We start from the raw sequence: 25,406 nt of genomic DNA, 5'->3' as shown, positions 1-25,406 counted from the left end.
CGCCTCGCCAAACACGTGAGCGCTGACGCCACGCGACGCGTCGAAGTCTACCCCGACCGAGAGGTCGTCGTCGAGTTCGATCCCGACCTTACCTTCGAATGCGTCGAAGAGTGTACCTGGTGTTGCCAACACGGGGTCTTGCTCTACGATCAGGACTTGCTCGAGTTAGCCCAGCGGGCGAACCTCGCCGAGACCACGACCGACTTTCGCGGCGAGAAGTTCGTCACCCGCGAGGAGAAAGACCGGGACGACCACGTCGCGGACGACGGCTGCGCCTGTGCCTTCCTCCGCGAGGACGGCCTCTGTTCGCTGCATCTCGAGGAGGACTGGAAACCGACCAGATGCTCCGTCTTCCCGCTCGGCGTCTGGCTCGAGGACGGCGACCTCCACGTCGACATTCGGGACTCGGCCCACGAGCACTGCGAGGGACTGAACGTCAGCGATCGGAGCGTCATCGACAATCTCGAGGCGTTCCTGCCGGAGGTGCTCTGGGAGCTCGAGAATCCGGACTCGGACCGAGAACTGTAGCGCCGTTTGCCGCCCGAAATGGTCTCGTTCTAACAGATCTTTCGACCGGACGATTACGGTTGAGTTAGATGTTACCACGCCTCTCCAATGCTTTAAACGTCCGCCGTACGTAGTACGGGTGTGACAGAAGAATCCGGGCGACGGAACCTCCGTATGCCCAACAGCGATGAAGTATTCGCCGTCGTAACCGAACACCTTGGTGGCAATCACGTCCAACTCCGGTGTGAAGATGGCGAGGAACGACTCGGCCGCATCCCAGGCCGCATGAAGTATCGTACGTGGATCGAACAAGACGATATCGTCGTCGCCGAACCCTGGGACTGGCAGGACGAGAAAGCGACGATCGAGTGGCGCTACACCAGCCAGGACGCAGATCAACTGCGTCGCGAAGGCCACATCGATTGAACCTCGGTAGCGACCACTAAACGAGATTTCTCCGCACACTCCACGATACCGAGCGACGGCGTTCGACCGTTCGAATCGACACTGCCGATCATTCCCTGCGAGACGGCTTCTACGGCGAGTCCAATCCGTTCGAGCCTCGCCTGTAGTTCGGACGAATAAACCGATACCTGCGATAGTAATTCATCGCGTCGCCCGCTTCCACGTTCGGAGGTCGACCACCGCTCCATCGATCGCGTCCGATTCGGCGTCGGTCGCCGCCCAGACGAACATTCCTGCGATCGATTCCGGATCGCGTCCCTGGCCGCCCGAGAGCGCCGTCGCGACCTGCCCGAGATCCAGACAGCCGACGGTGTAGTCGGTGTCGGCGGCGAACCCTCGAGCCACCGCCTCCGCCGTCGCCTTCGATATCGCGTACGAGCCGTAGCCCGATTTGGCTTCGCGAGCGATAGCCCCCGTCGGGACGAGCACGCGAGCGCCGTCGTTCAGGTGGGGGAGCGCCTCGAGAACCGTTCCGAAGACCCCGCGGGCGTTGATCCGCCAGTGGTCGTCGAACGCCGAGTACGATTCGCGGTCGGTCGGCGTACTCCCCGGGGTGCCATGATAGACGCCCGCTGCGGGGACGAGGACGTCGATACCGGCAGACGGACCGGTCCGCGACGCGGTTTCGACGAGTCGCTCGAGGTCGAACTCGTCGCGGACGTCGGTCCGGTGCCCTGCCGCGGCGGCGTCCGTGGTCTCGGTCGACTCGAGGCGGTCCTCGAGTGCGTCGACCGTTTCCGTCACGTCGTCGCCGTCTCGAGCGCCGACGACCACCGTCGCACCCTCGTCGACGAACGTTTCGGCGACGGCGCGTCCGATCCCGCGAGTCCCACCGGTGATGACCGCTGTCGTTCCGTTCATACGGGCCCTACGGGTGGCTGACACAGGAATCCATCGCCGAGAGTCGTCGCCGGACTTGCCTCGTGGACGGATGGCGGCTCTCGTTGCCCGCCGACACTCGATCTTGCGGTCCCCTACGTAGGTATGGCGTACGTTTATCACCGCGCCGACAGTCACGGTAACATATGCAATCGCTGGCCGACGAGTCCGTCGTCGTGATCGGGGCCGGCGTCGGTGGGCTCTCGACGGCCTGCTACCTCGCGGATCGAGGTGCCGACGTCCACGTCATCGAGAAAAACGAGCAGCTCGGGGGCCGTGCGAGTCGGCTCGAGGAGGACGGTTTCCGGTTCGATATGGGGCCGTCGTGGTACCTCATGCCCGACGTCTTCGAGCGCTTTTTCGCCGCGTTCGACCGGACGCCGTCGGACTACTACGAACTGTCCCACCTCGACCCGCACTACCGGATCTTCTTCAAGGATGGCGATCAGGTCGACGTCACGCCCGATCTCGAGCGAACGAAGGCCGTCTTCGAGGAGTACGAGTCGGGCGCGGGTGACGCGCTCGAGCGCTATCTCGACAAATCGCGGGAGAACTACGAGGTGGGGATGGAACACTTCGTCTACGAGGATCGGACGCGACTGCGGGACTACGTCGACCTCGACGTGGCTCGACAGGCTCGCGGGCTCTCCCTGCTGGGATCGATGCAGGGTCACGTCGAGAACTACTTCGAACACCCGAAACTCCAGCAGATCATGCAGTACACGCTGGTGTTCCTCGGCGGCTCGCCGACGAACACGCCGGCGCTGTACAACCTGATGAGCCACGTCGATTTCAACCTCGGCGTCTGGTACCCAGAGGACGGCATCGGCGGCGTCATCGACGGGATCGCGGAGCTGGGACGCGAACTGGGCGTCACGTACGACACCGACCGACCGGCGACGGCGATCAAGGGTCGTGAGGGGGCGTTCCTCGTCGAGACGTCGAAGGGGCCGCTACGCCCCGATCTGGTGGTCAGCAACGCCAGCTACGCTCATACCGAACAGGAACTGCTCCCGGCCGAACGGCGGGGCTACGACGCCGACTACTGGGAGTCGCGGACCTACGCCCCCTCCGCCTTCTTGCTCTACCTCGGCGTCGAGGGCGAGGTCGAGGAACTGGCCCACCACACGCTGGTCCTCCCGACGGACTGGCAGGAACACTTCGATCAGATATTCGAGGACCCGCAGTGGCCGGACGAACCCGCCTACTACTGCTGTGTCCCCTCGGAGACCGACGACACGGTCGCTCCCGACGGCCACAGCGCCCTGTTCGTCCTCGTCCCGATCGCGCCGGGGCTCGAGGACACCCCTGAGATTCGGGAGGCCTACCGCGAGAAGATCCTCGCGGACATCGCCGCGAACACCGGCGAGGAGCTACGCGGTCGGATCGTCTTCGAGGAGCAGTTCTGCGTGCGGGATTTCGCGGATCGATACAACAGTTACGATGGAACCGCACTGGGGCTGGCCCACACGCTCCGACAGACCTCCCTCTTTCGGCCACCCCACCGCGCGAAGGGCGTCGACGGACTCTACTTCGTCGGCGGCGACACCACGCCGGGGATCGGCGTTCCGATGTGTCTCATCAGCGGCGAACTGACCGCGGAGAAGGTACTCGAGGACTACGGACAACCGATAGAACAGTGATCCAGCGAACGATCGATCGGGGTTGGGTCCGGACAGCGATGACCGCAGGTGCCACGTGCAGCCGACCATGACATCGGAGTCGACGTCCGCGAACGATGGCGGTCTCGGGGCGGAGCTGTCGTACCTGCTGACGCTCTCGAGACCGCGGTTCTGGCTCTATCTGGCGGGACCGGTGCTCGTCGGCGTCGCGTACGCCGCGAGTTCGGTCGACGACCTGTTCGCACCCGCCGCAGTCGCGTTGTTCGCCTACTTCCTCGTGCCCGCGAACGTCTTCCTCTACGGGATCAACGACGTCTACGACCGCGAGATCGACGTTGCGAATCCGAAGAAGGACGAAAAGGAGACACGGTATCGGGGTCAACGATTCGTTCCGGCCGCGGTCGTCGGCTGTGTTCTTCTGGGGCTGGCGCTCGTCCCGTTCCTGTCGCGGGCGGCCTGGCCCTGGCTCGCGGTCTTTCTCGTCCTCGGGGCCGCCTACAGCGCGCCGCCGGTTCGGTTCAAGACGACGCCGGTCCTCGACTCGGTCTCGAACGGACTCTACATCGCGCCGGGCGCGGCAGCCTACGCCGCCGTCGCCGGGGGACAGCCACCGCTGCTCGCCGTCCTCGGCGGCTGGCTGTGGGCGATGGGGATGCACACCTTTTCGGCGATCCCCGACATCGAACCCGACCGCGAGACCGGCATTCGGACGACTGCGACGGTACTCGGCGAGTCGCGAACCTACGCGTACTGCGGCGCGTGCTGGTTCGCGAGCGCGCTCGCGTTCGCCGCGCTCGACGGCCGCCTCGGCGCGCTCATGCTGGTCTACCCCGCACTCGTCGCGGCGCTCGTTACCTCGAGCGTCGCCGTCGATCGGGCGTACTGGTGGTTCCCGGCGATCAACACGGTCGTCGGCACAGTTCTGACGATGGGCGGACTCTGGAGACTGGTCTAAAATGAGCACACAACGGGGTCAGATCTGAATGGATACACCGAACTCGACGACACGCACGAACGAGACCAGAACGCGGATTCAGCGACGCCTCGAGACCGTCATCCGCGAGAATCGGTTTACGATCGCGGTCGTCTTTCCGTTCGTCGGCGCGGTGACGTTGGTCGCCAGCGCGGAGGGGCTGATGCCGGAACCGCTTGCGTACAACCCGCTGTTGATTCTCTTCGGGACGATGGTGATGCGCTCGCCGCTGGTCGTCGGCCTGCTGCCGCGTATCGGCTGGTGGGCCCTCGGTTGCCTGGGCGTGCTGACGGCGTACACGTACGCGATCGAGATCGTCGGCGTGCGAACCGACTGGCCCTACGGTGCGTTCGAGTACACCATCCAACTCGGGCCGATGCTGTTGGGAGAGGTGCCGTTAGCGCTGCCGCTCTTTTTCATCCCGCTGGTGCTGAACGCCTACCTGCTCACGCTACTCGTCCTCGAGGACTGGAGTGCGAACCCGCTCGTCAGGATCCCAGCGGCCATCGCGGCCGTCGTCGCCATCGACCTCGTGCTCGACCCCGCCGCCGTCGCCATCGGCTTCTGGGAGTTCGTCCCTCCAGGCGTCTACTACGGCGTCCCGGTCTCGAACTACGTCGGCTGGCTGCTCTCGGGCACCGTCGCCGTTCTCCTCGTGGACCTCGCCTTCGAGCGCGCGTCGCTGCTCGAGCGGGTGCGAAACTGCGAGTTCATTCTCGACGACCTGGTGAGTTTCGTCCTGCTCTGGGGGACGATCAACCTGCTCTACGGCAACTGGCTGGCGGCCGGCGTCGCCGGCGCGTTCTGTCTCGGCCTGTTTCGGACGGATCGGTACGACCGCGAGATGATTCGGCGCTCGCTTCCCTCGAGCGGCGTCGAAAGTCGGGATTCCTGATCGTTGCGTCGTGTTTTCGAACGCTTCGACGACTGGTGTAACAATTTGATCGCACGACCGATTCCTCGGGGACGAACATGCTTGCTCCACGCTTTTGCTCGTGTCGCTACTGATGGGTGTATGGCGACTATCGCACCGATCGAATGTCCGCTCTGTCACGACGAGCTAACGCGGAACCAAAACCTGGAGGATCACCTCGTCGCAACGCATTCGAAGCAGACGTTAGCGAAGTTCGTCGTCGCCGAAACCGAAGCGCTGGGCGAAGAGGACGTCTCGGAGTGACGGCGCTCCTTTAGGAGCGCTCTACACGAAGATGTTGGTCAACGTACTGCCGAACAGGAGCAAAAGGATCACGACGGCGAACGTGATCGTCAACCAGACGCCGAGTCCGATCGCGGCGGTACGGGCGTTTCGGCGATCGATAGCGAGCGGGTCGTGTGGATCGCTGGTGGACATACGGAATCAACTACGCTCCGAGGGCTCACAACAGGAAATCCACAATATAGTGGGGGTTAATAAGCGGCCGCGCGACGGCGTTACTGCGTTGGGACGTGACCGCCGTGGCCCGAGTCGTGGCGATCGGTCTCGACTGCGGGGACGGCGGAGACGCGTCGGAAGACGGCCTCCGGGTCGCGGTTCCAGTGCCAGTGCCAGCGGGTCTTCGCGAGACACCACAGCTTTCGAGTCGACGACAGCGCGGGGTCTCGGCTGAGGACGTCGTAGTTCTGTGACCGGATGACGGTGTGGTGTTCCGCGTAAAGGACGGCCGCGAGCAACACGGGAAGCTGGCAGTCGTCGGGGAGATACCGGATCCCCGCGACGCCCTCCCGATACAGATCCTCCGTTCGCTTGAGTTCGGCTGCCATCGCGGCGGCGAACGAGTCCGAGTACTCGAGTCGTTCGACCTGCGCGGCCGAAACGTCGTGGGAATCGAGCGTCTCTTGGGGCAGGTAGATCCGATCGCGCTCGAGGACGTCTTCGCGGACGTCCCGCAGGAAGTTCGTCATCTGGAACGCCTCGCCGAGTTTGACGGCGTGCGGGAGCGCGGCCTCGCGGTCCTCGGGTTCCATGATCGCGGTCATCATCACGCCGACCGCGGACGCCGACCCTCGCATGTACGACTCGAGGTCGGCGTAGCTCTCGTAGCGGTCGGTGTCGATATCCGACTGCATCGCATCGACGAAGGAGTTGATTTCGGCGTCCGAGATGTCGTACTCGCGGCGAAGTTCGCCGAACGCCTCGAGCACGGGGCCGTTGGGTTCGGTCTCGCCGAGTGCCTGGACACGGAGACTCTCGAGTTCGGCGCGCTGTTCTTCGGGCGGGCTACCGTTCGCGTCATCGACGACCTCGTCCGCGATCCGAAAGAACGCGTACAGAACGTGCGTGGCGTGGCGAACTCGTTTCGGAAGGAATCTCGTCGCGAGATAGAACGTTTTCCCGGTCCGCCGCTGTATCGCCTTGCCTACATCGATGTGTTCCTGTTGCATTCTCTCCTCGTGCCCAACTGACGGCTGTGGGGTGTAAACGGTACGACAGTAGTATATAAAACAATTAGCCCTTACTAAGCGGGTCTCCGTCGAACAGTTCGTCGAGGAGCTTTCGCTGTGCCGACCGGAGATGCTGGTGAAACGTGGATCGGGAGATGTCCATCGACTGTGCGAGGTCCTCGCCCGAGACGTTCCGCGGCCACTCGAAGTAGTCCGCGTAGTAGGCCTTCCGGAGGGCCGTGAACTGGCGATCGGTGAGCGACGATTCCAGCCGCGCCGTCACGTCCTGTCGCGACCGCGGCGGCCGATCCGTCTCGTGGTAGCTGAGGAGTTCGACGCCGTCGGCGCGCTCCTCGAGCAGGTCGTACACCGACCGAGCGGACTGGCCGTTCGGAACGTCGATAGTGAGATCGACGACGGGAACGTTCGCCCCCGTTCGGTGTGCCGTCTGGCCGACCGCACCGCTGGCGTCGAATCTGCGAATATCGGCGCCGTGTCCCGAGAGCGTCGTCACGATCGTGTCGTCGACGGCGATTTCGAGAAGCGTCCCCTCGTCGTACGTCGACAGGATCGTACAGTCGATTACTCCTTCGAACGCCGTCACCGGCGGGACGTCGTCGACGGCGCGGTCGACGTGGTAGAATGCGAGCGGCGTCCCGTCCCCGTCGTAGGTCAACCCGCGATAGGTGATCGTCGCCTCGAGTTCGGTCGCGAGCGCCGCGACGAACAGCGAGGAATCCTCGATTGCGATCTCGAGTTCGACGACCGTGTCGGTGGTCAACATCTGCTGGGTCTCGATCGCGTTCATCGCGGTCGCGATCGTCCCGGCGAGCGAGTCGAGTACGAGTCGCTCCCGTTCCGCGAAGGCGTCAGGCTCCGTCGCGAACAGCACGAGCACGCCGTAGGTGATGTCGCCGTAGGTAAGGGGGAGTGCAGCGAGCGACTGGACCCGTTCGACGCCCGCGGGCCACCAACGAGACGCGCCGTCGACCGTCTCGAGGTTTTGAATCACCTGCAACTCTCCCGTTTCGAGCGCCCGAACGGCCGGATGATCCTCGTCCGACTCGAGACAGAGATCGTCGTCCTCGAGCGGGACGTCGGCGTCGTGGGACCACTCGTGCAGTGAAAGCCGACTGTTCGCGATGTCGGCCCGACCGATCCAGGCGAGGCCGTACGGATCGGTGTCGGTGAGACACGAACACACCCGTCGCTCGACTTCGTCGCGCGTCGTCGCACCGAGGACGGCATCAGTCACGTCACGGAGGAGTCCGTCGATTCGGTCGAGGAGATGCTCGAGCGCGCGGTGCTCCTCGCGAAGCTCCGCCGCCGTTTCTTCGGCGGTGATCTCGGCCAGTTTTCGCTCGGTGATCTCGAGGTGGACGACGGAGACGCGACCCTCGCCGTCGACGGTGAACCGATTGGCTCGCATCAGAAACCACTGTTTCCGATCGGGGGTGTGGCACGGGTACTCCATCGCGAACGTCTCCTGTTCGCCCGCGATGACGGTCTCGATCCCCTCCACAGCGCGTCTGGCGTGTTCGTCGTCACCCATCTGGGCGGTTGCAATGTAGTTGATGCCAACGTGGTCCTCCCGGTACTCGTCGGGACCGAACTCGCGCCAGGACCGGTTGGTCAGCAGGATTTCCCCGTCGCTATCGATCACACCGACGATAACCGGGAGCGTCTCGAGGGTCGCGTCGGCGAGTGCCTTCCCGGAGTGCATCGGCTGAACGTTCGTGCTTGAACCACATAACGAAAGTGGGCGACTCGTGTCGAGACCGAGCGACGCTTGCACCTCATCGTTCGCGTTCGCCGAACTACTTTCGTTCCCACATCTGAAGTTTAAATACTAATACGCGGCCACAGTGGACATGGACTGGGAGGCCCCCGCCGACGCCTGGTACGTGTGGGTAGCAGTTGCCATCGTCAGTTTCGCGATGGCCGGCATCGTGCTCGGGCTCCCGACGGCGCCACCGCCGGACGCCGATGGAACGGCGAACGCGATCGAGGAGACGTCCGGCAGTTCCTACGAGGCCGCCTCGACCTACGGCTACGATGCCGACGAGATCAAGATCGACGGGACAACCATCGAACTGCGAAACGAGGAGGGAACGGATCGCTCGAGTCTCAGGTACGAGCAGGTCGTCGTCGTCAACGGCGACGATCGACTCGAGCGACTCATCTACGGCGAGACGTTCGAGGAGGAGTTCGAGGACGAAATCGACGAGCCGCACGAAGACGCAGCGACGGTGTTCATGGATCGCCTCGCTGCTGCCGAGGAGGACAACGCCGGCGAGTGGCTGACCGCGTCGGAGGAACTAACCGTTCGGCAGGTCGCCGTAGAGCCCGACGAAACGACGAATATTCACGTGGAAGTCGGGTCGCACGAAACCGCCGAGCTCATTGCGAGTTCCCACGACGACGTTCCACAATCGATAGATTCGACGTACGACGGGTTTAGCGATTACACGATCGAGGGGGAATCCGTCATCGAAGCGGAGTACGACGACTCCGATTCGTTCTGGGACCAAGCCAGAGACACGTTTTCGGACTGGATCGGTTCAGCCAGCTGCTGGCTCTCGGACTGTGAGGACGAGGAGGACCCGGAAGCCGAAATCAACCCTGGTCACGTGGCCGAGATCGAGAACGGTGGCGGAGACGTGAAGCTGTATTCGGAAGCGGGAACTGACGAAATAACACTCTCGAATCACATCTCGTGGGACCGCGGAGAGAACATCTGGGTCGGCGACTATCCACTCACCGTCACTGCCGAGTTCGACGGGACCACGTGCAGCGCAACGCTCAATTCCTCGTCGGACGACGAGTATCTGTGCCCGCTCGGTACCGATTCCGTCGACCGCGTAGACGAGCTGAACTGGATCGAACGAGACGACGAGACGGAGGACTACCATGTTACACTCGTCGTCTAAGGGCCAGACGGAGCCGCTCGCGGCACTGGTCGCCGTCATCGTTCTGGGGCTGGCGATCGTTCTCTACGGCGGGTTCGTCACCGACGTGCTCACGGACCGGACCGACCGAACGTCCGACGATGTCGCGATCGATCTGATCTGGGACGATATCTCTCACGACGGCGTCTACTCGTCCGATCGCGGTACCGATCTCTCCGACATCGAGATGGCGTCGCTGCCACAGGGACAGAACGTCTACGTCGAGGTGACAATAATCGACGACGACGGCCACGAACGTGTCGTCGACGACTTGCATTTCGACTCGGATGGAACGAGAGCGTCCCCACAGGAAGGCCCACCCGAGGACGGCTCCGGGATCGAAACGCAGGTCAGCGAGCGCCCCATCCCCGTCGAGACCGACGTCGCCGGTGACGTCCGCGGTGGAACCCTCCACGTCGAGGTGTGGTCGCCGTGAGAGCCGACCGAGTCGTCAGTACCGAACCGGTGACGTCCGACCGCGCCGTCAGTACCGTCCTCGACATCGCCCTGGCGCTGTTGTTGATCACGGCGAGCGTGCTCGTGATCGGGCTCTACCTCACCGGCGACGAGGACGATCTCGAAGTCGATCGAGCCGATCATACCGCCGAAACCATAAGCGGGTCGACCGTCTCGGTCGTCTACGACGTCGAAAACGTGACGAACAGTAGCCACTACGACGAATCCGAGGGAATTGAGAGCTACGAGCGAACGACGTACGGCCCGGCGATCGTGCCGACCGCCGAAGCGGCGGTCGTCAACGCGGAATTCGACGGAGCGCAGTTGATTCTGTACGCTGATTCGTTCAGCGAGAGCGTCGCCGCACACGTCGAGAGCCGCCTCGTCGGTGCTAATCACCAGGTCTACGTCACCGCTACCTGGCAGCCCTACGACGAGGCGTCGATCCACGGCAACACCACCGTCGGTACCCAACCGCCGGTCACCGACGACATCAGTGCCGTCACGATGACCGCGGACAGCGGCATGCCGACCGTCGACGACGAAGCGCTGGCCGACACGTACGCCAACGAGGGTGTCGACGAGGCCGCCGAACTGATCGCGGAGTCGATCGTCGCGGGCTACTTCCCCACCGAACGATCGCAACTGGCGCTCGAGCGCCAGAACCTCGACCGGGCGATCAAGTCCACGCACTCCTTCGGATGGCCGACCTCGTTGGCGCCGATCTCGACCGGGACGAGGCCCCGCTAGCTCGATCCGAGACACGGGCCGACGACGCCAACGAGGAATTGGTCGACGGTCTCGCCGACCTGATCGGCGACGATCTCGAGTCGGGCCAGATCGGCGACGCCGAAACGACGGTGTCCATCGACGGCCTCTCAGCCACTCCCAACACCGCAGTCGGCGATGCCGACGAGAGGGTCGACATCGCCCACCCCGATACCGGTACGATCGAGGTCGCACTCGAGGAGGTGACGATCTCGCTCGAGGACGACGATCGAGTTATCAGCGAGCGGACGCTCGAGGAGCTTACCGTCACCGTCGGCACGCCGATCCTCGAGCTACAGGAGAAGACCCAGGAGTTCAACGAAAGCCTCAACGAGGGCTTCTTCGAAGGAAGTCCGTCCGATCTCGACAATTTCGCCCACAAGACGGCCGTGCGTCTCTATCCGATGGCGTACTTCAAGTCGTTTATCAATCGGCTGGATTCAGGTACCGGGGTGGACCCGAATCCATGGACGTTCGACGAAATCCTCAAACACGATCACACGGAAGTGATGGCGAACGACGCCATCTTCGGCGTCCAGAAAGAGGTGTTCGGCGACGATCGTTACTCGAGCAACTCGTCGCGCAACATCGGGATGAACGTCCCGATGTCGGTCACCATGCCGATGGCCTGTGCGCTGCCGCGGTCGAGCAGTTGGGTGACGGTGGCGGGGTTGATGTCGACGCAGACGGTTTTGGTGGTCGAAGGAAGGCAGTTCCCGACGGCGACGGAGTGCAATAGCGTCGAGAGCATGAGCACGATGTCGGCTTCCTGGGCCTGCTCGCGGATCGCGTTTTGGGCCTCGATCGAGTCGGTGATCGTGTCCGGCAGCGGCCCGTCGTCGCGGATCGAGCCTGCGAGGACGTAGGGAACGTCGTTTTCGATACACTCGTACATCACACCCTCGTCGATGATTCCCTCGTCGACGGCCGCCTCGATACCTCCGAGACGGGCAATTTCGCTGATCGTGTAGATGTGGTGTTTGTGGCCCTTTCGCGGGTGCTCTAAGCTCTCCGTGTCGACGCCAAGCGACGTGCCGTAGAGGTCCCGTTCGAGGTCGTGGACGGCGAACCCGTTTCCTGCGCTCAGCCCGTCGATGTAGCCCGCACGGACGATATCGGCCAGCGCGTTCCGCCCGCCGGAGTGGACGATCGCCGGGCCGCAGACGACGAGCACGTTGCCGTCGTTTTCGCGAACCTCCCGCATCTCGTCGGCGATCTCCTCGATCAGCGACGCGGAGGGGCGCTCGCTCGAGACGCCACCCTGCATGAACCCGAACGAGCCGCCGCCGTTTCGGGGCCGTTCGGGCGGTTCGACGCGGATCCCCGTCTCGCCGGTGACGACGAGGTCGCCCTCCTCGACGGCGTTGAGGACTTTCGTGTACACGCGCGTGCCGTCATCGTCGTCGTCGGCACCGTCGGCGTCGCCGACTCCCTGCGATTCTTCGGGACCCGCTCGGTCGACGATCAACGCACAGTCCATCTCGACGTCCTCGACCTCGACGTACTCGCCGTCGACGCGGACGTAGGTCGGGTGGTTCGTCGTCGAATAGAACTCGACCGGGACGACCCCGTCCTCGGGAGCAGCCTCGAGCGTCGCGTCCCGCGGATCGGCCACGGTCGCGCCCTGCTGGTTGAGTTCGTGGAGGATGGCTCGAAGCTCCTCTTCGGTCTCGGCCATCACCCGCATCCGGCAGTACGTCTCGGCGTGTTTGTGGCGGCCGACCTCGAACTCCTCGACCTCGAACTCGCCGCCCATATCCATCACGACCCCGAAACACATGCCCATCGTCCCCGAGTCGATGATGTGCCCCTCGAGTTCGACGGTTCGCGCAACTGTCATCGGTGAGGGGTTGGCGACCGGGGATCGTGAATGTGTGCGTTGTGGGCCGACGAACCAGCGATTCGGCGTCGGTCATCGCTCGCTGGCAGTGGGGGCCGTCGATGGGTGGTTTCCCGGCAAACGGCTGACTATCGCGATCGGCAACCGTCCATCCTCACTCGCAGTACCGATTAGCAAAATCGGTTTACCGTTGTTGTCCTGTGAGACGCTGGGATTCGCCACGAGCGGATCGAAACGGTATTTCAGGGCTATTGATAGCTGAGACAACACTTTTGTACGTTTCTGCCGACAGCCACGACAACGTGTCGAACCCTACTCCCACCCCAGCGACAGTCGAACTCTGGATCCGATCGTTCGCCCCCGCGAGCGCCGGGCCGACCCAGGAGCGCGCCCTCGAGCGACTGGAAGCACTCGAGTCGAGCGAGCCGATCGAGTCGGTCGAGGTCGGCGTCTGGGGCAAAGAAGTCGAACAGACGACTCATGCGGCTCGCATTCCACAACTCCAGCGGATCGAAACGCGCCTCGAGGCGTTCGAGCAGTGGGCGGCCGACACTGGACGCCAGCTCGAACCGTTCTTTCGGAACACGCACGTCGAGTCGACGATCACCGGGACGTCTCACGACGTCTGGCGGCTCCCAACCGTCGCGCTCGCAGAGTTCGACGAGGACGACGAACTCGTCCACGTCGCCCCCTGCCGGACCGACGACCGGACCGTCGACGTCTTCGATCGGTTCGACGCGCTCGTCGCGGAGACGGAGCAGGCGCTGACAACCGACGGCGATCGACGACGGGACGAAGTGATGACTGACCGGCCGTCCGGCGGCGCGACCGGCTACAGACAGCGCCGTGTCGAACCGTTTTCGCCGAGTTCCGACTGACGACCGGCGATCGGCTGTGGGGGATGCAGTCTTCAGTTCTTCGACGTTCGTTCGTTTCGACCCAAATTAGCGCCGCGTACGGTAGCGGTTCGGAACGTTCACGCTCGCCGTGAACAACTACTATGCCATTCCATGTCATAGTTCGCATATGGTGAGCGACTCAGTCACGTTCGGCCCGTCACGGTGTCGAAACTGCGGCTTCGAAGCCCCCGGCGGTGACGACGCCTGGCGTCGGATTGATGTCCCGAAGCTGGGTCGGATGACCCAGTGTCCCGACTGCGAGAGCACGGACGTTATCACGAGCCGATAGAGTCGCTGTTGGACGAGCGGGAACGAATGCGGACAGACTCTTCAGTCTCTCGCCCGTAGGATGCGTATGGAACACGACACTGACGAGCAACCCCGCGACCGCCAGACCGACGCCGATCTCCCCTCGAGCGACGCCGAGTGGCGGGAGGAACTAAGCGAGGAGCAGTACCGCATCCTGCGCGAGGCCGGGACCGAAGCCCCGTTCAGCGGCGAGTACGTCGACCACAAGGACGACGGCAGCTACGCCTGTGCCGGCTGCGGGACGGAACTGTTCGACTCCGAGACGAAGTTCGAGTCCGGCTGCGGCTGGCCGAGTTTCTACGACGCCGACGACGACATCGTCGAGACCCGCCCGGACAACAGCCACGGGATGCAACGCACCGAGGTCCTCTGTGCGAACTGCGGCGGTCACTTGGGCCACGTCTTCGAGGACGGTCCCGAACCCACCGGAAAACGCTACTGTATCAACTCGGCGGCCCTCGAGTTCGACGACGAGTAGTCGATCGACGTCTGTCTGGAACTAGTGCTCGGACGACTCGTCGAGTCGGCGATTGTACTCCGCTTTCATCACGTGAAGGGTAAGCACCACTGGGAACAGTAAGAGGGGCCAGAGGACCGGTATCACAAGGACCAGTATCGAGAACTGCACCGCAAAGAGCATGAGGAGAATATCCTTCTGTCTCGTCCCGTTCATTGCTATCAGTGTCGGTTATATCTGTGATGTTTCTTCCGGTCCCACCGTTCCGAATCGAACGCGTCGAGATCACTCGGGACCGTCGCGAGTGCAGGCACTGCCCTTTTTGAGCGGACTGACTCACCACCACCTATGTCCAACGAACGACCAACCGCCGAGGAGCTGCGACAGGGCGTCACCGTCGAGATCGTCCAGGGCGATCAGGACGTCCGATCCGAGGATCAGGAGCCGATCATCGGCGAGATCGCGACGATCTACGGCGACGAGCCCGAAGGACCGGAGGTCGAACTCAAAAACGGCGTCGTCGGTCACGTGCAGTCGGTTCGTCCCGACGAATAGCGCTCCTCGTCGCTCGTTTTCACCGGTAGGTGCCGCGCCGAAACGCGCTCCAACCCGCTTGCCGGCCCAATCGATATCCGGCGCGCCGTCGATATCGAGATATGGCCGACTCGAGTCTCATGTCGCTCGCTCGCGACGTCGCCGCGGTCGCCCGCGAACGGCAGATCAGCGTCAAGTCCGCGGGCCTAGCCTACCACGGGTTCAACACCCTCGTCCCGCTGGTCATCCTGGCGCTCGTCGCCGTGACGCTCGTCGACGCGCTCGAGCCGCTGGTGACCGCACTGGAGTCGGCGTCGGGTCTCGAGGGTGTCGTGACCGACGAGGGTATCGAGGAGATGGCCGGAAACGGAGCCGATCGGACGCGGGCCGCGTTACTCGCCCTGATAATTTTGCTGTGGAGCGCAGTTCGGTTGTTCCAGGCGGTCAACAGCGCGTTTACGGACGTCTACGGCTCTCGGAAGCGCGAATCGTACGTCAACACGGCCGCGACGGTGACGCTCGTGACGGCGCTCAACGTCGTGCTCGTGACGGCGACGCTCGCGGTCGGCGTGACGTTGGTCAGCGTCATCGGGATCAGTCTCTCGATACTGGTCGGCGGTGTCCTGGCGACGGCCGCTAGCGCCGTCGTCCTCGCCGGCCTCTTGCTGACCGTCTTCCTGCCGATGTACTACTTCTTCCCCCAGCCCGACGTCTCGGTCGTCGAAATCCTGCCGGGAACGGCGTTCGCCGCCCTCTCGTGGACCGTCCTGGCGGTCAGCTTCAGAATCTACGTCGCGACGTCAGAAAGCATCGCGCTCTTCGGTATCGCCGGCGCGATCCTGATCATCCTGACGTGGGTCTACCTCGGCGGGCTCTGTCTCCTGTTAGGAGCCGTTCTCAACGCCGTTCTCGCGGATCATGTCGACCCCGAAGACGGATGGGTACCGATGCGAGAGGTGTGGCAGAAATACGCCTGATGGACCAACCGTTTGGCGAATCGATGGGTTCTATCACGTCGCGTCCGTACACGCGACGAATGGCTTCCGAAGGGATCGCCGACGACGCGCGAGTGCTCGCCGTCGGATTCGACGCCGAGCACGCGGGAACGGCCACGGGCTGGTGGACGGACCGAACGGAAACCACAATCGATCGCATCGGCGACATCGAGACGGTTTCGGGCGCAGCCGCGGCGTTCGAGGCGCTCGAGGAACGCCACGTCGACTGCGTCCTGACCGCTCAGCCGCCGTCGGACGGGGACGGAATCGATCTCGTCGAGCGGATTCGCGAGCGCGATCCCGATTTGCCGATCGTCTACGCCGCGCGGGAGGGCGACGAATCGCTCGCCGCGGAAACCGTCGCGGCGGGGGCGACGGAGTACGTCCCGAGCGAGTGGTCCGGCGCGGCTCTCACCGCGGCGCTCGAGCGGGCGATCGAACGCGGGACGGATCGACGAAACTGTCGAGCGCGAGCGCGCCAGTTCGGCGCGGTGTTCGACGACCCGGAAACGTACGCGTGGGTGTTGGACCCCGACGGCAGCGTTCGACGGGCCAACGAGCCTGCGCTCGAGGCGATCGACGCGACCGAAGCCGACGTGCGCGGACGGCCGTTTCCGGAACTGACGTGGTGGCAGCGCGCCGAAGCCGGGCCGACGATACTCCGGAGCGCGGTCGAACGGGCGGCGAACGGAACGGTCGTCCATCGGGAGGTGGAGATCCGCGCCGGCGATGTGAACGGGCTCAGTGACGAGTCGGTCGGCAACGAAGACGGGAGCGACGGCGACTCAGAGCCGCAACCGCGGACGCTCGAGGTGACGATCCGTCCGGTTCGTGACGACTCGGGCGCCGTCGTCTCGCTGCTCGCGCAGGCGAGTGATGTCACCGAACGCGTCGAACTCGAGCGGGAGCTCCGCGACTCCGAGGAGCTCCACCGAGTGACGCTGAACAACATGACCGACACGGTCCTCATCACGAACGACGAGGGCGAGTTCACCTACGTCTGCCCGAACGTCCACTTCATCTTCGGCTACGACGACGACGCGATCCACGAGATGGGGACGATCGACGAACTGCTCGGGCCGGAGCTGTACGACCGCGAAGCGCTCGAGGCCGAGGGCGTGCTGACGAACATCGAGTGTACGGCGACCGACCGAGCGGGCCGGGAGCACACGCTGTTGGTCAACGTCCGCGAGGTGTCGATTCAGGACGGGACGATCCTCTACAGCTGCCGAGACGTGACGAAACGCAAGCGCCGCGAGGAGGCGCTGACGGCGCTCCACCGTACGGCACGGGAACTGCTCTACGCCGAGAGCGAGCGCGAGATCGCCGACATCGTCGTCGACGACGCGACCGACGTCCTCGACCTCGAGGCCAGCGGCGCGTACCTGTTCGACAGGGACGAGAACGTCCTCGAGCCGGTCGCCACATCCCCTGGTTTGAACCGCCTCAACGGCCCGCTCACGCCGCGACGGGCGAACCCCGACAGCATTTCGGGACGGGTCTTCGTCGAGGGCGACGCCGAATTCTTCGCGGACGTCGCCGACTCGGCGGCGCTGGCGAATCCGGCGACCGACGTCAGGAGTGCCGGCGTCGTCCCGTTGGGCGATCACGGCGTCTTCCTCGTCGGCTCGTCCGAGATCGACGCCTTCGACGACGTCACGCGCGAACTGACCGATCTGCTCGCGGCGACGGCCGAAGCGGCGCTCGACCGCGTTGCCCGGGAGCGAACCCTCCGCGAACGCGACCGAGAGCTCCAGCGGCAGAACCGCAAACTCACCAGGCTCGACCGGGTGAACGAGATCATCCGCGAGATCGACGCGGCGCTGGTTCGGGCCGAAACCCGCGAAGAGATCGAGGCGGCCGTTTGCGAGCGACTCACCTCGGCCGACCGATTCTCGTTCGCCTGGATCGGCACGACCGACGTTGCAGACGAACGACTCGAGGCGAACACCCACGGCGGCACGGGCCGTGGACGGGACTACCTCGATAGCGTCTCGCTCTCGCTGTCAGAGGCGACCGAGCCCGCGGCCCTGACGGCGGCTACTCGCGAGGTGACGGTGGTTTCGAACGTCGTCGACCGGCTCCGCGAGGAACCGTGGCGTTCCGAGGCCTTGTCGCGGGAGTACCAGTCCGTCGCCGGCGTTCCGCTGGCGTACGACGAGTTTACCTACGGCGTGTTGACCGTCTATGCCGACCAACCCGACGCGTTCGACGGGGTCACGCGAACGGTTCTGGCAGAACTCGGCGAGACGATCGCCTCCGCCATCGCCGCCGTCGAGCGCAAACAGGCGCTGTTGACCGACTCCCGGACTCGCCTCGAATTCGACGTCCGCGACGAGGGCTTCGTCTTCTCGCGGCTCGCCCGTCGAGCCGACTGCACGCTCTCGTTCGACGGCAGCGTTCGGCTCCACGAGAACGGCGCGTCGGTGTTTACCACGGTCGAGGGCGGCTCCCCGCAGGCCGTCGTGGACGCCGCCGCCGATCTCGTCGCCGTCGAAGGGGTGCAAGTGATCGACAGCGATGACGTCAGCAACGGCGACCGCCGTGACAGCGACAACGAGCGCGACGGCGACGGAAACGGCGGTAGCGGTTCTGCCGAGGCGGCTGGTGGGACGGTACTTCTCGAACTCTCGCCGCCGTTTCTGGCGCTGCAACTCGCCGACCACGGCGTCCTGTTGCGCAGCGTGGAGGCGACGCCGGAGGCGACCCGCGTCGTGGTCGACGTCCCGCGGACAGTCGACGCAGGCGGCAGCGTCGACGTCGTCTCGAGTGCGTTCGCCGACGTCGATCTGCACGCGAAGCGAAGCGTCGATCGGACGACGGCACGCGATCTCCGGGCCGAACTGCTCGAGCGACTCACGGAGCGACAGCTCGAGGTCGTTCAGTTGGCGTACTACAGCGGCTACTTCACCTCGCCTCGGGAACGGTCGGGCGAGGACGTCGCCGACGCGTTGGGAATCTCGCCGGCCGCGTTCTACCGCCACATTCGGACCGTTCAGCGCAAACTCTTCACGATCCTGTTCGACGAGATCGGACTTCCGGCAAATGCTGCACCGGCAGTTGAATAGTGAACCCCAGTCTCTCGCAGGGGCTAGCCATCTGACGAATATACCTATCCTAATATCCTTATTATTCCTAAATGCAATTCCCATCTCCCCATGAAAGACGTCCAGTTCAACCCCGACGAGGTATCGAGCTACGAGTGTTTCGACTGCGGCACCGTCGTCCGTGCGACGACGGCCGCGTGTTGTCCCGACTGCGGCGCCGATATGCGTAATCGTCGAACACCGATCGAGTAATCTACTATCGATTCTCATGGCTTCACACCAACAGTCCGCAGTGTCTACCGAGGAACAGCAGGCGACCGATACGGCCGAACCCGAAACCGCGCTCGAGACCGCGCGCAGACAACTCGAGCGCGCCGCGGCCCACCTCGAGATCGACGACTCCGTTTTGGAGCGCCTCGAGCACCCGGCGAAAGTCCACGAGGTGACCGTCCCGCTCGAGCGCGACGACGGGAGCGTCGAGGTCTTCACGGGCTACCGCGCCCAGCACGACAGCGTCCGCGGGCCGTACAAGGGTGGCCTGCGCTACCACCCCGAGGTCACGCGCGATGAGTGCGTCGGCCTCTCGATGTGGATGACCTGGAAGTGCGCCGTGATGGATCTCCCCTTCGGCGGCGCGAAAGGTGGCGTCGTCGTCAACCCCAAGTCGCTGAGCGACGGCGAGAAGGAGCGACTCACACGCCGGTTCACCCAGGAGATTCGGTCGGTGATCGGCCCGACGACGGACATCCCCGCCCCCGACATGGGGACCGATCCCGAGACGATGGCCTGGATCATGGACGCATACAGCATGCAGGAAGGCGAGACCATCCCCGGCGTCGTCACCGGCAAGCCGCCCGTCGTCGGCGGCTCCTACGGTCGCGAAGAGGCGCCCGGTCGGAGCGTCGCCATCGTCACGCGCGAGACCTGCGACTACTACGACTACCCGCTTTCCGACACCACGGTCGCCGTCCAGGGCTTCGGGAGCGTCGGCGCGAACGCCGCTCGCCTGCTCGAGGAGTGGGGCGCGACCATCGTCGCCGTCAGCGACGTCAACGGCGCGATCTACGACGCCGACGGGATCGAGGTCGGGGCGATCCCATCTCACGACGAGGAGCCGGAGGCGGTTACCGCGTACGCGACGGAGACGCCCGACATCACGCGGATATCGAACGAGGCGCTGCTCGAACTCGACGTCGACGTTCTCGTCCCCGCGGCCGTCGGCAACGTCCTCACCGCGGACAACGCCGCCGACATCGCGGCGGACATCGTCGTCGAGGGTGCGAACGGGCCGACGACCTTCGCCGCCGCCGCCATCCTCGAGGAACGCGGTGTCCACGTGATCCCCGACATCCTCGCCAACGCCGGCGGGGTGACGGTAAGCTACTTCGAGTGGCTCCAGGATATCAACCGCCGGAAGTGGTCCCTCGAGCGCGTCCACGAGGAGCTCGAGTCCGAGATGGTCGGTGCCTGGTCGGCCGTGCGAGACGAGGTCGAGTCGAAGAACGTGACCTGGCGCGACGCCGCCTACGTCGTCGCGCTGTCGCGGGTCGCCGAGGCCCACGAGATGCGCGGACTCTGGCCCTGATCGCGTCGATCGGCCGGTGGTGAAACTCCCCCGAACGGATCAGTACGGCGGCTCCGGTCGGTCTCCGTCCCGCCGCAGGCTTTTCTGACCCCAGCCGGCAACGATGATGACCGCGACGACCACGAACAGCAGACTCTGAACCGTCCGCGTCTCGGCTGCCAGATCGAAGAACTGGCCGGTGAAGTTCTGCGAGAAGTGAAAGACGATCGCCGCGAGGACGCTCCGGCCCGCGTTGTTGTACAGCCAGGTGTAGAAGATCGACGCGACGACGATCCCGATCGTAAATCTGAACGGCTCCGGCGGGCCGCCCGCGGCCGCGAAGTAGCCGACCATCGCGAACAGCGGCAGGTGCCAGGTCAGCCAGGCGACTCCGACCGCGACACTCGAGACGAGCGCGCTCCACCGCTGCTGGCACCGGTCGAGCAAGAAGCCACGCCAGCCGATCTCCTCCGGAATCGGTCCGAGGACGAGGACGAACGCGACGTAGGCGAACAGCGCCGTCGGGCTGGCGAGCAGTTCTCGAGCGCCCGCGAGGTCGACCGGCTGGCTCGAGAACCCGAGGACGGCCACCAGCGCGGCCGCGAGGGCCGTGATCACTGGTACGAGCAGTATTGTAATCAGCCACCAGCGCGCGGGGACGAGCCTGGGATCGACGATTCGCCGTCCGAGGTCGCGCAGGCCCGCGCGGCCGCCGACGAGACCGCTCATCACCACGCCGCCGAGAAGCGGCCCCGTCCCGCCGAGCACCAGAAAGACGACGCCTGGATAAGTGAACGCCTCCCAACCTGTCACGACGACAATTCCCCAGAAAAACCAGCTCCAGCCGTGCGAGAACAGGAGGAACCCCCAGAGGTCCGCGTTGGGCCGGCCGAGTAGGCGGTTCACGTCGTGTCTCCGTGCTATCGATCACCGCGTTCGAGGTACTCGAGCGCCTCAGCGTCGCTCACCTGGCCGAACGTCCGGTAGAACTGCCCGACCGCCCGGAACGACTGGGGTTGCTCGAGCGCGATCACGTCGTCGGCTTCCCCCTCGAGGTCTCCGAGACCGCGCGGCGAGCCGACCGGAACGGCGAGCGTGACGTGTGCAGCCCCGGCCTCGCGGACCTGTCGGAGGCAAGCCCTCGCGGTCGCGCCCGTCGCGACGCCGTCGTCGACGACCACCACGCGTTTGCCCTCGAGATTGGGTAGTCCCGGCGTCTCGCGATACCGGTCCGCCTTCCGGCTGGCGTTGTTCGCTTCGGACGCCCGAACCTCCTCGAGGTAGTCCTCCGAAACGCCGAGTCGATCGATGAGGCTCTCGTTGTACCAGACGCTGCCGTCGCTGGCGACCGCTCCGAGCGCCAGTTCGGGGTTCTTCGGCGCGCCCATCTTCCGGGCCACCACCACGTCGAGGTCGGCGTCGAGCGCGTCCGCGACCGGTCGCGCAACGGGAAGCGCACCGCGGGGAATTCCGAGGACGATATCGGCCTCGAGGCCGCGGTTCTCGAGGTCGGCGGCGAGTCGGTTGCCGGCGTCGGTTCTGTCGTCGAACATGGCTCTAGCTACGACGGCGACGGCCTATGCTTTGGTGTGGCACACGACGGGGACGAGTCACTCTCGTCAACGCACGCGCTCGAACAGGATTGGTCAGCGACGTTGCGGTGGCGCGCGCTGTCGTGTGCTCGAGCGATTCTGCACAGAGTATTCTTCCGGGGCGTGTATTCGGTTGTTTCGTACAGCGTCGCAATGCACCAGAACTCGCCTGCCGAACGGCTACCCGTCACGACCGGCCAGACAACGTATGGCCCGTCTTCAGCAGACGCTTTCGAACATCTCGGAGGAAACGGGGGTCGACAACGGTCGCGTCGGTATCGTTGCGGGGGCGATCGAGTACCCAAATCAGCCGGCCCTCGTCGGCCGGTCGGCACTCAGGACCGGCTCGGATCACGTCCGGGCGTTCGTCGCCGATCCGATCTACGAGGTCGTCGCGGCTCACGAGCCGAACCTGCTCGTCGACCGCTACGCGGGCGAACAGTTCGAGGAGAGCGCGGTCGAACGCACCCGCGAGATGAGCGAGTGGGCCGACGCGCTCGTGATCGGTCCCGGGCTCGTCGACGCCGACGGGGACGCCGTCTGCCGGGCGATCGACACCGTCGACGTCCCGACCGTCGTCGACGCCCTCGCGATCGAACCCGCCCTCGAGGCCGATCTCTCGAGTGCAGTGCTCACCCCCAGCGACAAAGAGGTCGACCCGATCGAGGACGCCTACGGGAGCCTCGAGGCGTTCTCCGAGGAGACAGGTGCGGTCGTCACGCTGACCGGGAACGTCGACGAAATCGTCGCCGACGGCGAACGGACGAGCAACGAAACGGGGACCTCGGCGCTGACGGTGGCGGGGACCGGCGACACGATGGCCGGAATCACCGCCTCGCTGCTCGGGCAGGGAATGGACCGCGACGACGCGGCGGAACTGGGCGCGTGGGTCCTCGGCAAGAGCGGGGAACTGGCGACGGCCGAGTACGGTCCCGGCGTCCTCGCGACCGACGTGATCGATCGGATTCCGGATACGATCCGCTGAGCGAGCCCCGAGACGGGAAACCATTACCTCTCGTCGCGTCGTCGGTGCGACTGAGATGTCCGAACAGCGCTCCTCACCTGCGGCGACGACACAGGACGAGATATCCCACCCCGTCTTCGCCGCGCTCTATGACCTGTGTCCGGAACCGGCGGAAGTCGAGACCCAGCGAGCGTACCTCGCACGCGACCTCTCGGATCGGGTGCTCGAACTCGGCTGCGGCACCGGCGGCATGTTCCCGTTCGTCGTCGACGGCGCCGCGGGCGACCTCGAGTACCACGCGATCGAACCGGATCCACACATGCGTAAACGAGCCGCCGCCGCCGCGCGCGAGACCGGTCTCGACGTCGACCTCCGTGACGCGCGGGCCGAATCGCTGCCCTACCCCGACGGCAGCTTCGACGTCGTCCTCGCCGGGGTCGTTTTCTGCACCGTACAGGACCCTGACGCAGCGCTCGAGGAGGTCGTCCGGGTGTTAAAACCGGGCGGCGAGTTCCGCTTCCTCGAGCACGTCCACGCCGACGGCTGGCGCGGGACCGGTCAGGAACTGCTCGATCCGCTCTGGAAGCGCGGGGCCGGCGGCTGTCACCTCACCCGAGAGACCGTCGCGCGGTTCGTCGCCCACGACGCGCTCGGTGTCGAGGAAGTCGATCGGCTCGACGTCGGGGTCTTTCCGGCGTCGCCGATCGTTCGAGGAACGTTGCGTCGGCGGCGGAACGGCGTGCTCGGATAGGGGCTCCGGTTCGGCGTTCTCGAAGGCGGTCCGGGCTCGAGAGCGGGCACTCCTTTCGCCGTCGAAATCACCGAACCCGGAGTCTGCAGGTGGAACCGTTTCCCGCGAGTCTGTTCAAGAGGAGTATATGTCCGAACCGGATCGAGAACCAACGGAGACGACCACGACCTCCAAGGAAGAGGCCGAAGAGGAGGGACAGTGGATGGCCCGGAACGGGATCGGGATCGCCGTCGTCTCGATCTTCTCGCTGCTGTTGATCATGCTCGCAGCGATGCAGTTCACCGGCGTCATCGACATCTTTGCACCGATCGCAGAGACTGAGGGTCAGCAGTGGGGCGTGTTCTTCGTCCTCGCGTTGATCCTGATCATCGTCGGCGGCTGGAGCTGGAAGGCGATTATGAGCTGAACGGGTACGACCCGCTCGTCGTCGTCCCAATCCGCTACCGTCTCGCGGTGTGGCTCGAGGCGGTCCCCGTTTTCCGATATCCGATCACTGGTCCGGAGCCGCGGCACTGCCCGCGGGAGTCACTGCTCGCTCGCCTCGAGCACCTCCCGATTCCGGATCCACGCGTCGGCGCCGAACTTCCGGTCGGCGAGGTCGCGGGCGGCCTCGAGCTCGCCCTCGCGCCACGTCGATTCATCGGCGTCGCACCACTCCCCGAGCGCCGACGCGAGCGTGTCGACGGCTTCCTCGCGGTCGATCCCGGCTTCCTCACGGATGCTCGTTACCCGGTCGGTGAACGTCTCGGACTCGAGATCCGTGTCGAAGACGCCGACGTGGTGGGCGGGCTCGAGGTCGTAGCTGATCGAACCGTGCTGGATGACGACGTCGCGCTGGCGGTACTGGGCGTTGCCGCTGATCTTCTTCGCGTCTGCACCTGCACTCGCCGGCGCGACGACGTCGTGGGCCGGGTTGATATCCCGGAGGTAACAGGAGGGCTGGTAGATCGACGACTGTTCGGCGCCCGCGAAGTCGGCATCGACGCCCATGCGCTGAAGGCCCTCGAGTACCGGCTGGCAGAACAGGCCGTAACAGTCCATCAGGTTCCCGGGCACCTCGTCGGCCGGCGCGACGATCGTATAGGAGATGTCGGCGTAGCGATCGTGGTAAATCCCGCCGCCACCGGTCTGTCTACGTGTGACGTCGATACCCTCGCGCTCGCAGTAGTCCCAATCGACCGTCTCGGGGTCCTGGCGGTACCCCAGCGACAGCGTGCTCGGCTCCCACGAGTAGACGCGGACGGTTCGGAGGTCGTCCTCGAGCGCCGTCCGCGCGGCGATTTCCTCGACGGCCATCTGTACGTCCCCAGCACGAGGGTCGTCTCGAATCAGCCGCCACTCCTGATCGGCGAGGTCGCTCATACCCGTTCGGTCGCTCGCAATCGAGTTAGTGATTGCGACCCGGCGAGCAAACCGACTACGCGCTCGATTCGTCTCGATGTCGATCAGGCCGG

28 protein-coding genes and 1 pseudogene are annotated in these 25,406 nt (G+C 64.9%); 21 read left to right on the top strand and 8 right to left on the bottom strand.

Annotated elements, in window-relative coordinates:
• The first annotated feature begins 15 nt into the window (after nucleotides 1-15).
• On the top strand, nucleotides 16-528 hold the full coding sequence (locus tag ACSFDB_RS07735; protein ID WP_440770434.1) for a hypothetical protein: 513 nt from the start codon (nucleotides 16-18) through the stop codon (nucleotides 526-528).
• A gap of 120 nt (nucleotides 529-648) precedes the next feature.
• A complete protein-coding gene (locus tag ACSFDB_RS07730) occupies nucleotides 649-933 on the top strand; it encodes a translation initiation factor eIF-1A (RefSeq protein ID WP_076609512.1) in 285 nt (94 codons plus the stop codon).
• A gap of 180 nt (nucleotides 934-1,113) precedes the next feature.
• Here the strand turns inward: ACSFDB_RS07730 and ACSFDB_RS07725 are convergent, their stop codons facing one another.
• A complete protein-coding gene (locus ACSFDB_RS07725) occupies nucleotides 1,114-1,833 on the bottom strand; it encodes an SDR family NAD(P)-dependent oxidoreductase (RefSeq protein WP_440770433.1) in 720 nt (239 codons plus the stop codon).
• A 164-nt stretch (nucleotides 1,834-1,997) separates the two neighbouring features.
• Between ACSFDB_RS07725 and crtID the strand changes: the two genes are divergently transcribed.
• From crtID to ACSFDB_RS07705, 4 genes are all read left to right on the top strand, one after another.
• Nucleotides 1,998-3,494 carry a bifunctional phytoene desaturase/3,4-desaturase gene (gene crtID / locus ACSFDB_RS07720; RefSeq protein WP_440770432.1) on the top strand — a complete coding sequence of 499 codons (1,497 nt, stop codon included), beginning with the start codon at nucleotides 1,998-2,000 and terminating at the stop codon, nucleotides 3,492-3,494.
• Between the two features lie 67 nt (nucleotides 3,495-3,561).
• On the top strand, nucleotides 3,562-4,428 hold the full coding sequence (locus ACSFDB_RS07715) for a prenyltransferase (protein WP_440770431.1): 867 nt from the start codon (nucleotides 3,562-3,564) through the stop codon (nucleotides 4,426-4,428).
• Between the two features lie 28 nt (nucleotides 4,429-4,456).
• Complete coding sequence (gene cruF, locus ACSFDB_RS07710; RefSeq protein WP_440770430.1) at nucleotides 4,457-5,341, top strand: bisanhydrobacterioruberin hydratase; 885 nt, start codon at nucleotides 4,457-4,459, stop codon at nucleotides 5,339-5,341.
• A gap of 120 nt (nucleotides 5,342-5,461) precedes the next feature.
• Nucleotides 5,462-5,623 (top strand): hypothetical protein, encoded by a 162-nt coding sequence (locus tag ACSFDB_RS07705; protein WP_440763913.1) that lies wholly within the window; start codon nucleotides 5,462-5,464, stop codon nucleotides 5,621-5,623.
• Between the two features lie 21 nt (nucleotides 5,624-5,644).
• Here ACSFDB_RS07705 and ACSFDB_RS07700 read toward each other — a convergent pair whose 3' ends face one another.
• From ACSFDB_RS07700 to ACSFDB_RS07690, 3 genes are all read right to left on the bottom strand, one after another.
• Nucleotides 5,645-5,797, bottom strand: a complete 153-nt coding sequence (locus ACSFDB_RS07700) for a hypothetical protein (RefSeq protein WP_440770429.1) — start codon at nucleotides 5,795-5,797, stop codon at nucleotides 5,645-5,647.
• Nucleotides 5,798-5,877: 80 nt separating this feature from the next.
• Complete coding sequence (locus tag ACSFDB_RS07695; protein WP_440770428.1) at nucleotides 5,878-6,828, bottom strand: phytoene/squalene synthase family protein; 951 nt, start codon at nucleotides 6,826-6,828, stop codon at nucleotides 5,878-5,880.
• 64 nt (nucleotides 6,829-6,892) lie between these two features.
• Complete coding sequence (locus ACSFDB_RS07690) at nucleotides 6,893-8,551, bottom strand: bacterio-opsin activator domain-containing protein (RefSeq protein ID WP_440770427.1); 1,659 nt, start codon at nucleotides 8,549-8,551, stop codon at nucleotides 6,893-6,895.
• Nucleotides 8,552-8,699: 148 nt separating this feature from the next.
• Here ACSFDB_RS07690 and ACSFDB_RS07685 point away from each other — a divergent pair, with 148 nt between their 5' ends.
• The 4 genes and pseudogenes from ACSFDB_RS07685 to ACSFDB_RS07670 form a co-directional block, all read left to right on the top strand.
• Nucleotides 8,700-9,758, top strand: a complete 1,059-nt coding sequence (locus tag ACSFDB_RS07685; protein WP_440770426.1) for a DUF7283 family protein — start codon at nucleotides 8,700-8,702, stop codon at nucleotides 9,756-9,758.
• A complete protein-coding gene (locus ACSFDB_RS07680; protein ID WP_440770425.1) occupies nucleotides 9,739-10,212 on the top strand; it encodes a DUF7285 family protein in 474 nt (157 codons plus the stop codon). Before ACSFDB_RS07685 ends, ACSFDB_RS07680 begins: the two co-directional genes overlap by 20 nt.
• Nucleotides 10,209-10,982, top strand: coding sequence for a DUF7284 family protein (locus ACSFDB_RS07675; protein ID WP_440770424.1), 774 nt, complete (start codon nucleotides 10,209-10,211; stop codon nucleotides 10,980-10,982). The genes ACSFDB_RS07680 and ACSFDB_RS07675 overlap by 4 nt, the downstream gene beginning before the upstream one ends.
• Nucleotides 10,934-11,500 (top strand): annotated as a pseudogene (locus ACSFDB_RS07670) (DUF7286 family protein); the annotation flags it as partial. The gene ACSFDB_RS07675 and the pseudogene ACSFDB_RS07670, both read left to right, overlap by 49 nt.
• A gap of 62 nt (nucleotides 11,501-11,562) precedes the next feature.
• On the opposite strand, the gene ACSFDB_RS07665 reads toward ACSFDB_RS07670, so the two are convergent.
• Nucleotides 11,563-12,840, bottom strand: coding sequence for an ornithine cyclodeaminase, nickel-pincer nucleotide-dependent (locus ACSFDB_RS07665; protein WP_440770423.1), 1,278 nt, complete (start codon nucleotides 12,838-12,840; stop codon nucleotides 11,563-11,565).
• Nucleotides 12,841-13,142: 302 nt separating this feature from the next.
• On the opposite strand from ACSFDB_RS07665, the gene ACSFDB_RS07660 reads away from it, so the two are divergent.
• The 8 genes from ACSFDB_RS07660 (at nucleotide 13,143) to gdhB (ending at nucleotide 20,666) form a co-directional block, all read left to right on the top strand.
• On the top strand, nucleotides 13,143-13,718 hold the full coding sequence (locus tag ACSFDB_RS07660) for an HTH domain-containing protein (protein ID WP_440770422.1): 576 nt from the start codon (nucleotides 13,143-13,145) through the stop codon (nucleotides 13,716-13,718).
• 148 nt (nucleotides 13,719-13,866) lie between these two features.
• The gene (locus ACSFDB_RS07655; protein WP_436344924.1) at nucleotides 13,867-14,028 is read left to right on the top strand and encodes a hypothetical protein; all 162 of its coding nucleotides are present in this window, start codon (nucleotides 13,867-13,869) and stop codon (nucleotides 14,026-14,028) included.
• Between the two features lie 66 nt (nucleotides 14,029-14,094).
• Nucleotides 14,095-14,526 carry a peptide-methionine (R)-S-oxide reductase MsrB gene (gene msrB / locus ACSFDB_RS07650; RefSeq protein ID WP_440770421.1) on the top strand — a complete coding sequence of 144 codons (432 nt, stop codon included), beginning with the start codon at nucleotides 14,095-14,097 and terminating at the stop codon, nucleotides 14,524-14,526.
• 327 nt (nucleotides 14,527-14,853) lie between these two features.
• Nucleotides 14,854-15,060: a DUF2196 domain-containing protein gene (locus tag ACSFDB_RS07645; protein WP_440770420.1), complete on the top strand. Its 207-nt coding sequence runs from the start codon at nucleotides 14,854-14,856 to the stop codon at nucleotides 15,058-15,060.
• Nucleotides 15,061-15,161: 101 nt separating this feature from the next.
• Nucleotides 15,162-16,016 carry a YihY/virulence factor BrkB family protein gene (locus ACSFDB_RS07640; protein ID WP_440770419.1) on the top strand — a complete coding sequence of 285 codons (855 nt, stop codon included), beginning with the start codon at nucleotides 15,162-15,164 and terminating at the stop codon, nucleotides 16,014-16,016.
• A 59-nt stretch (nucleotides 16,017-16,075) separates the two neighbouring features.
• Nucleotides 16,076-19,102 (top strand): bacterio-opsin activator domain-containing protein, encoded by a 3,027-nt coding sequence (locus tag ACSFDB_RS07635; RefSeq protein ID WP_440770418.1) that lies wholly within the window; start codon nucleotides 16,076-16,078, stop codon nucleotides 19,100-19,102.
• 90 nt (nucleotides 19,103-19,192) lie between these two features.
• Nucleotides 19,193-19,333 (top strand): rubrerythrin-like domain-containing protein, encoded by a 141-nt coding sequence (locus ACSFDB_RS07630; RefSeq protein ID WP_139171254.1) that lies wholly within the window; start codon nucleotides 19,193-19,195, stop codon nucleotides 19,331-19,333.
• 16 nt (nucleotides 19,334-19,349) lie between these two features.
• Entirely contained in the window at nucleotides 19,350-20,666 is a 1,317-nt protein-coding gene (gene gdhB, locus ACSFDB_RS07625) for a glutamate dehydrogenase GdhB (protein ID WP_440770417.1), read from the top strand.
• A 39-nt stretch (nucleotides 20,667-20,705) separates the two neighbouring features.
• Here the strand turns inward: gdhB and ACSFDB_RS07620 are convergent, their stop codons facing one another.
• Together ACSFDB_RS07620 and ACSFDB_RS07615 are read right to left on the bottom strand one after the other, a co-directional pair.
• Entirely contained in the window at nucleotides 20,706-21,551 is an 846-nt protein-coding gene (locus ACSFDB_RS07620) for a CPBP family intramembrane glutamic endopeptidase (RefSeq protein ID WP_440770416.1), read from the bottom strand.
• 14 nt (nucleotides 21,552-21,565) lie between these two features.
• Entirely contained in the window at nucleotides 21,566-22,198 is a 633-nt protein-coding gene (locus ACSFDB_RS07615) for a phosphoribosyltransferase (protein ID WP_440770415.1), read from the bottom strand.
• A gap of 247 nt (nucleotides 22,199-22,445) precedes the next feature.
• Between ACSFDB_RS07615 and ACSFDB_RS07610 the strand changes: the two genes are divergently transcribed.
• The 3 genes from ACSFDB_RS07610 to ACSFDB_RS07600 all read left to right on the top strand — a co-directional run bounded on the left by ACSFDB_RS07610 (nucleotide 22,446) and on the right by ACSFDB_RS07600 (nucleotide 24,358).
• Nucleotides 22,446-23,222 carry an NAD(P)H-hydrate dehydratase gene (locus ACSFDB_RS07610; RefSeq protein WP_440770414.1) on the top strand — a complete coding sequence of 259 codons (777 nt, stop codon included), beginning with the start codon at nucleotides 22,446-22,448 and terminating at the stop codon, nucleotides 23,220-23,222.
• 55 nt (nucleotides 23,223-23,277) lie between these two features.
• Nucleotides 23,278-23,952 (top strand): class I SAM-dependent methyltransferase, encoded by a 675-nt coding sequence (locus ACSFDB_RS07605; RefSeq protein WP_440770413.1) that lies wholly within the window; start codon nucleotides 23,278-23,280, stop codon nucleotides 23,950-23,952.
• A gap of 127 nt (nucleotides 23,953-24,079) precedes the next feature.
• Complete coding sequence (locus ACSFDB_RS07600; protein WP_440770412.1) at nucleotides 24,080-24,358, top strand: hypothetical protein; 279 nt, start codon at nucleotides 24,080-24,082, stop codon at nucleotides 24,356-24,358.
• Nucleotides 24,359-24,477: 119 nt separating this feature from the next.
• Here ACSFDB_RS07600 and ACSFDB_RS07595 read toward each other — a convergent pair whose 3' ends face one another.
• Nucleotides 24,478-25,314 (bottom strand): lipoate--protein ligase family protein, encoded by an 837-nt coding sequence (locus ACSFDB_RS07595; protein ID WP_440770411.1) that lies wholly within the window; start codon nucleotides 25,312-25,314, stop codon nucleotides 24,478-24,480.
• Between the last annotated feature and the right edge of the window lie 92 nt (nucleotides 25,315-25,406).

This window comes from Natronorubrum amylolyticum (assembly GCF_052040145.1).
In the GTDB taxonomy this organism is placed as follows: Archaea; Halobacteriota; Halobacteria; order Halobacteriales; family Natrialbaceae; genus Natronorubrum.
Note: the sequence above shows the minus strand (reverse complement) of the source record. Positions and strands in the feature narration are given on the sequence as shown.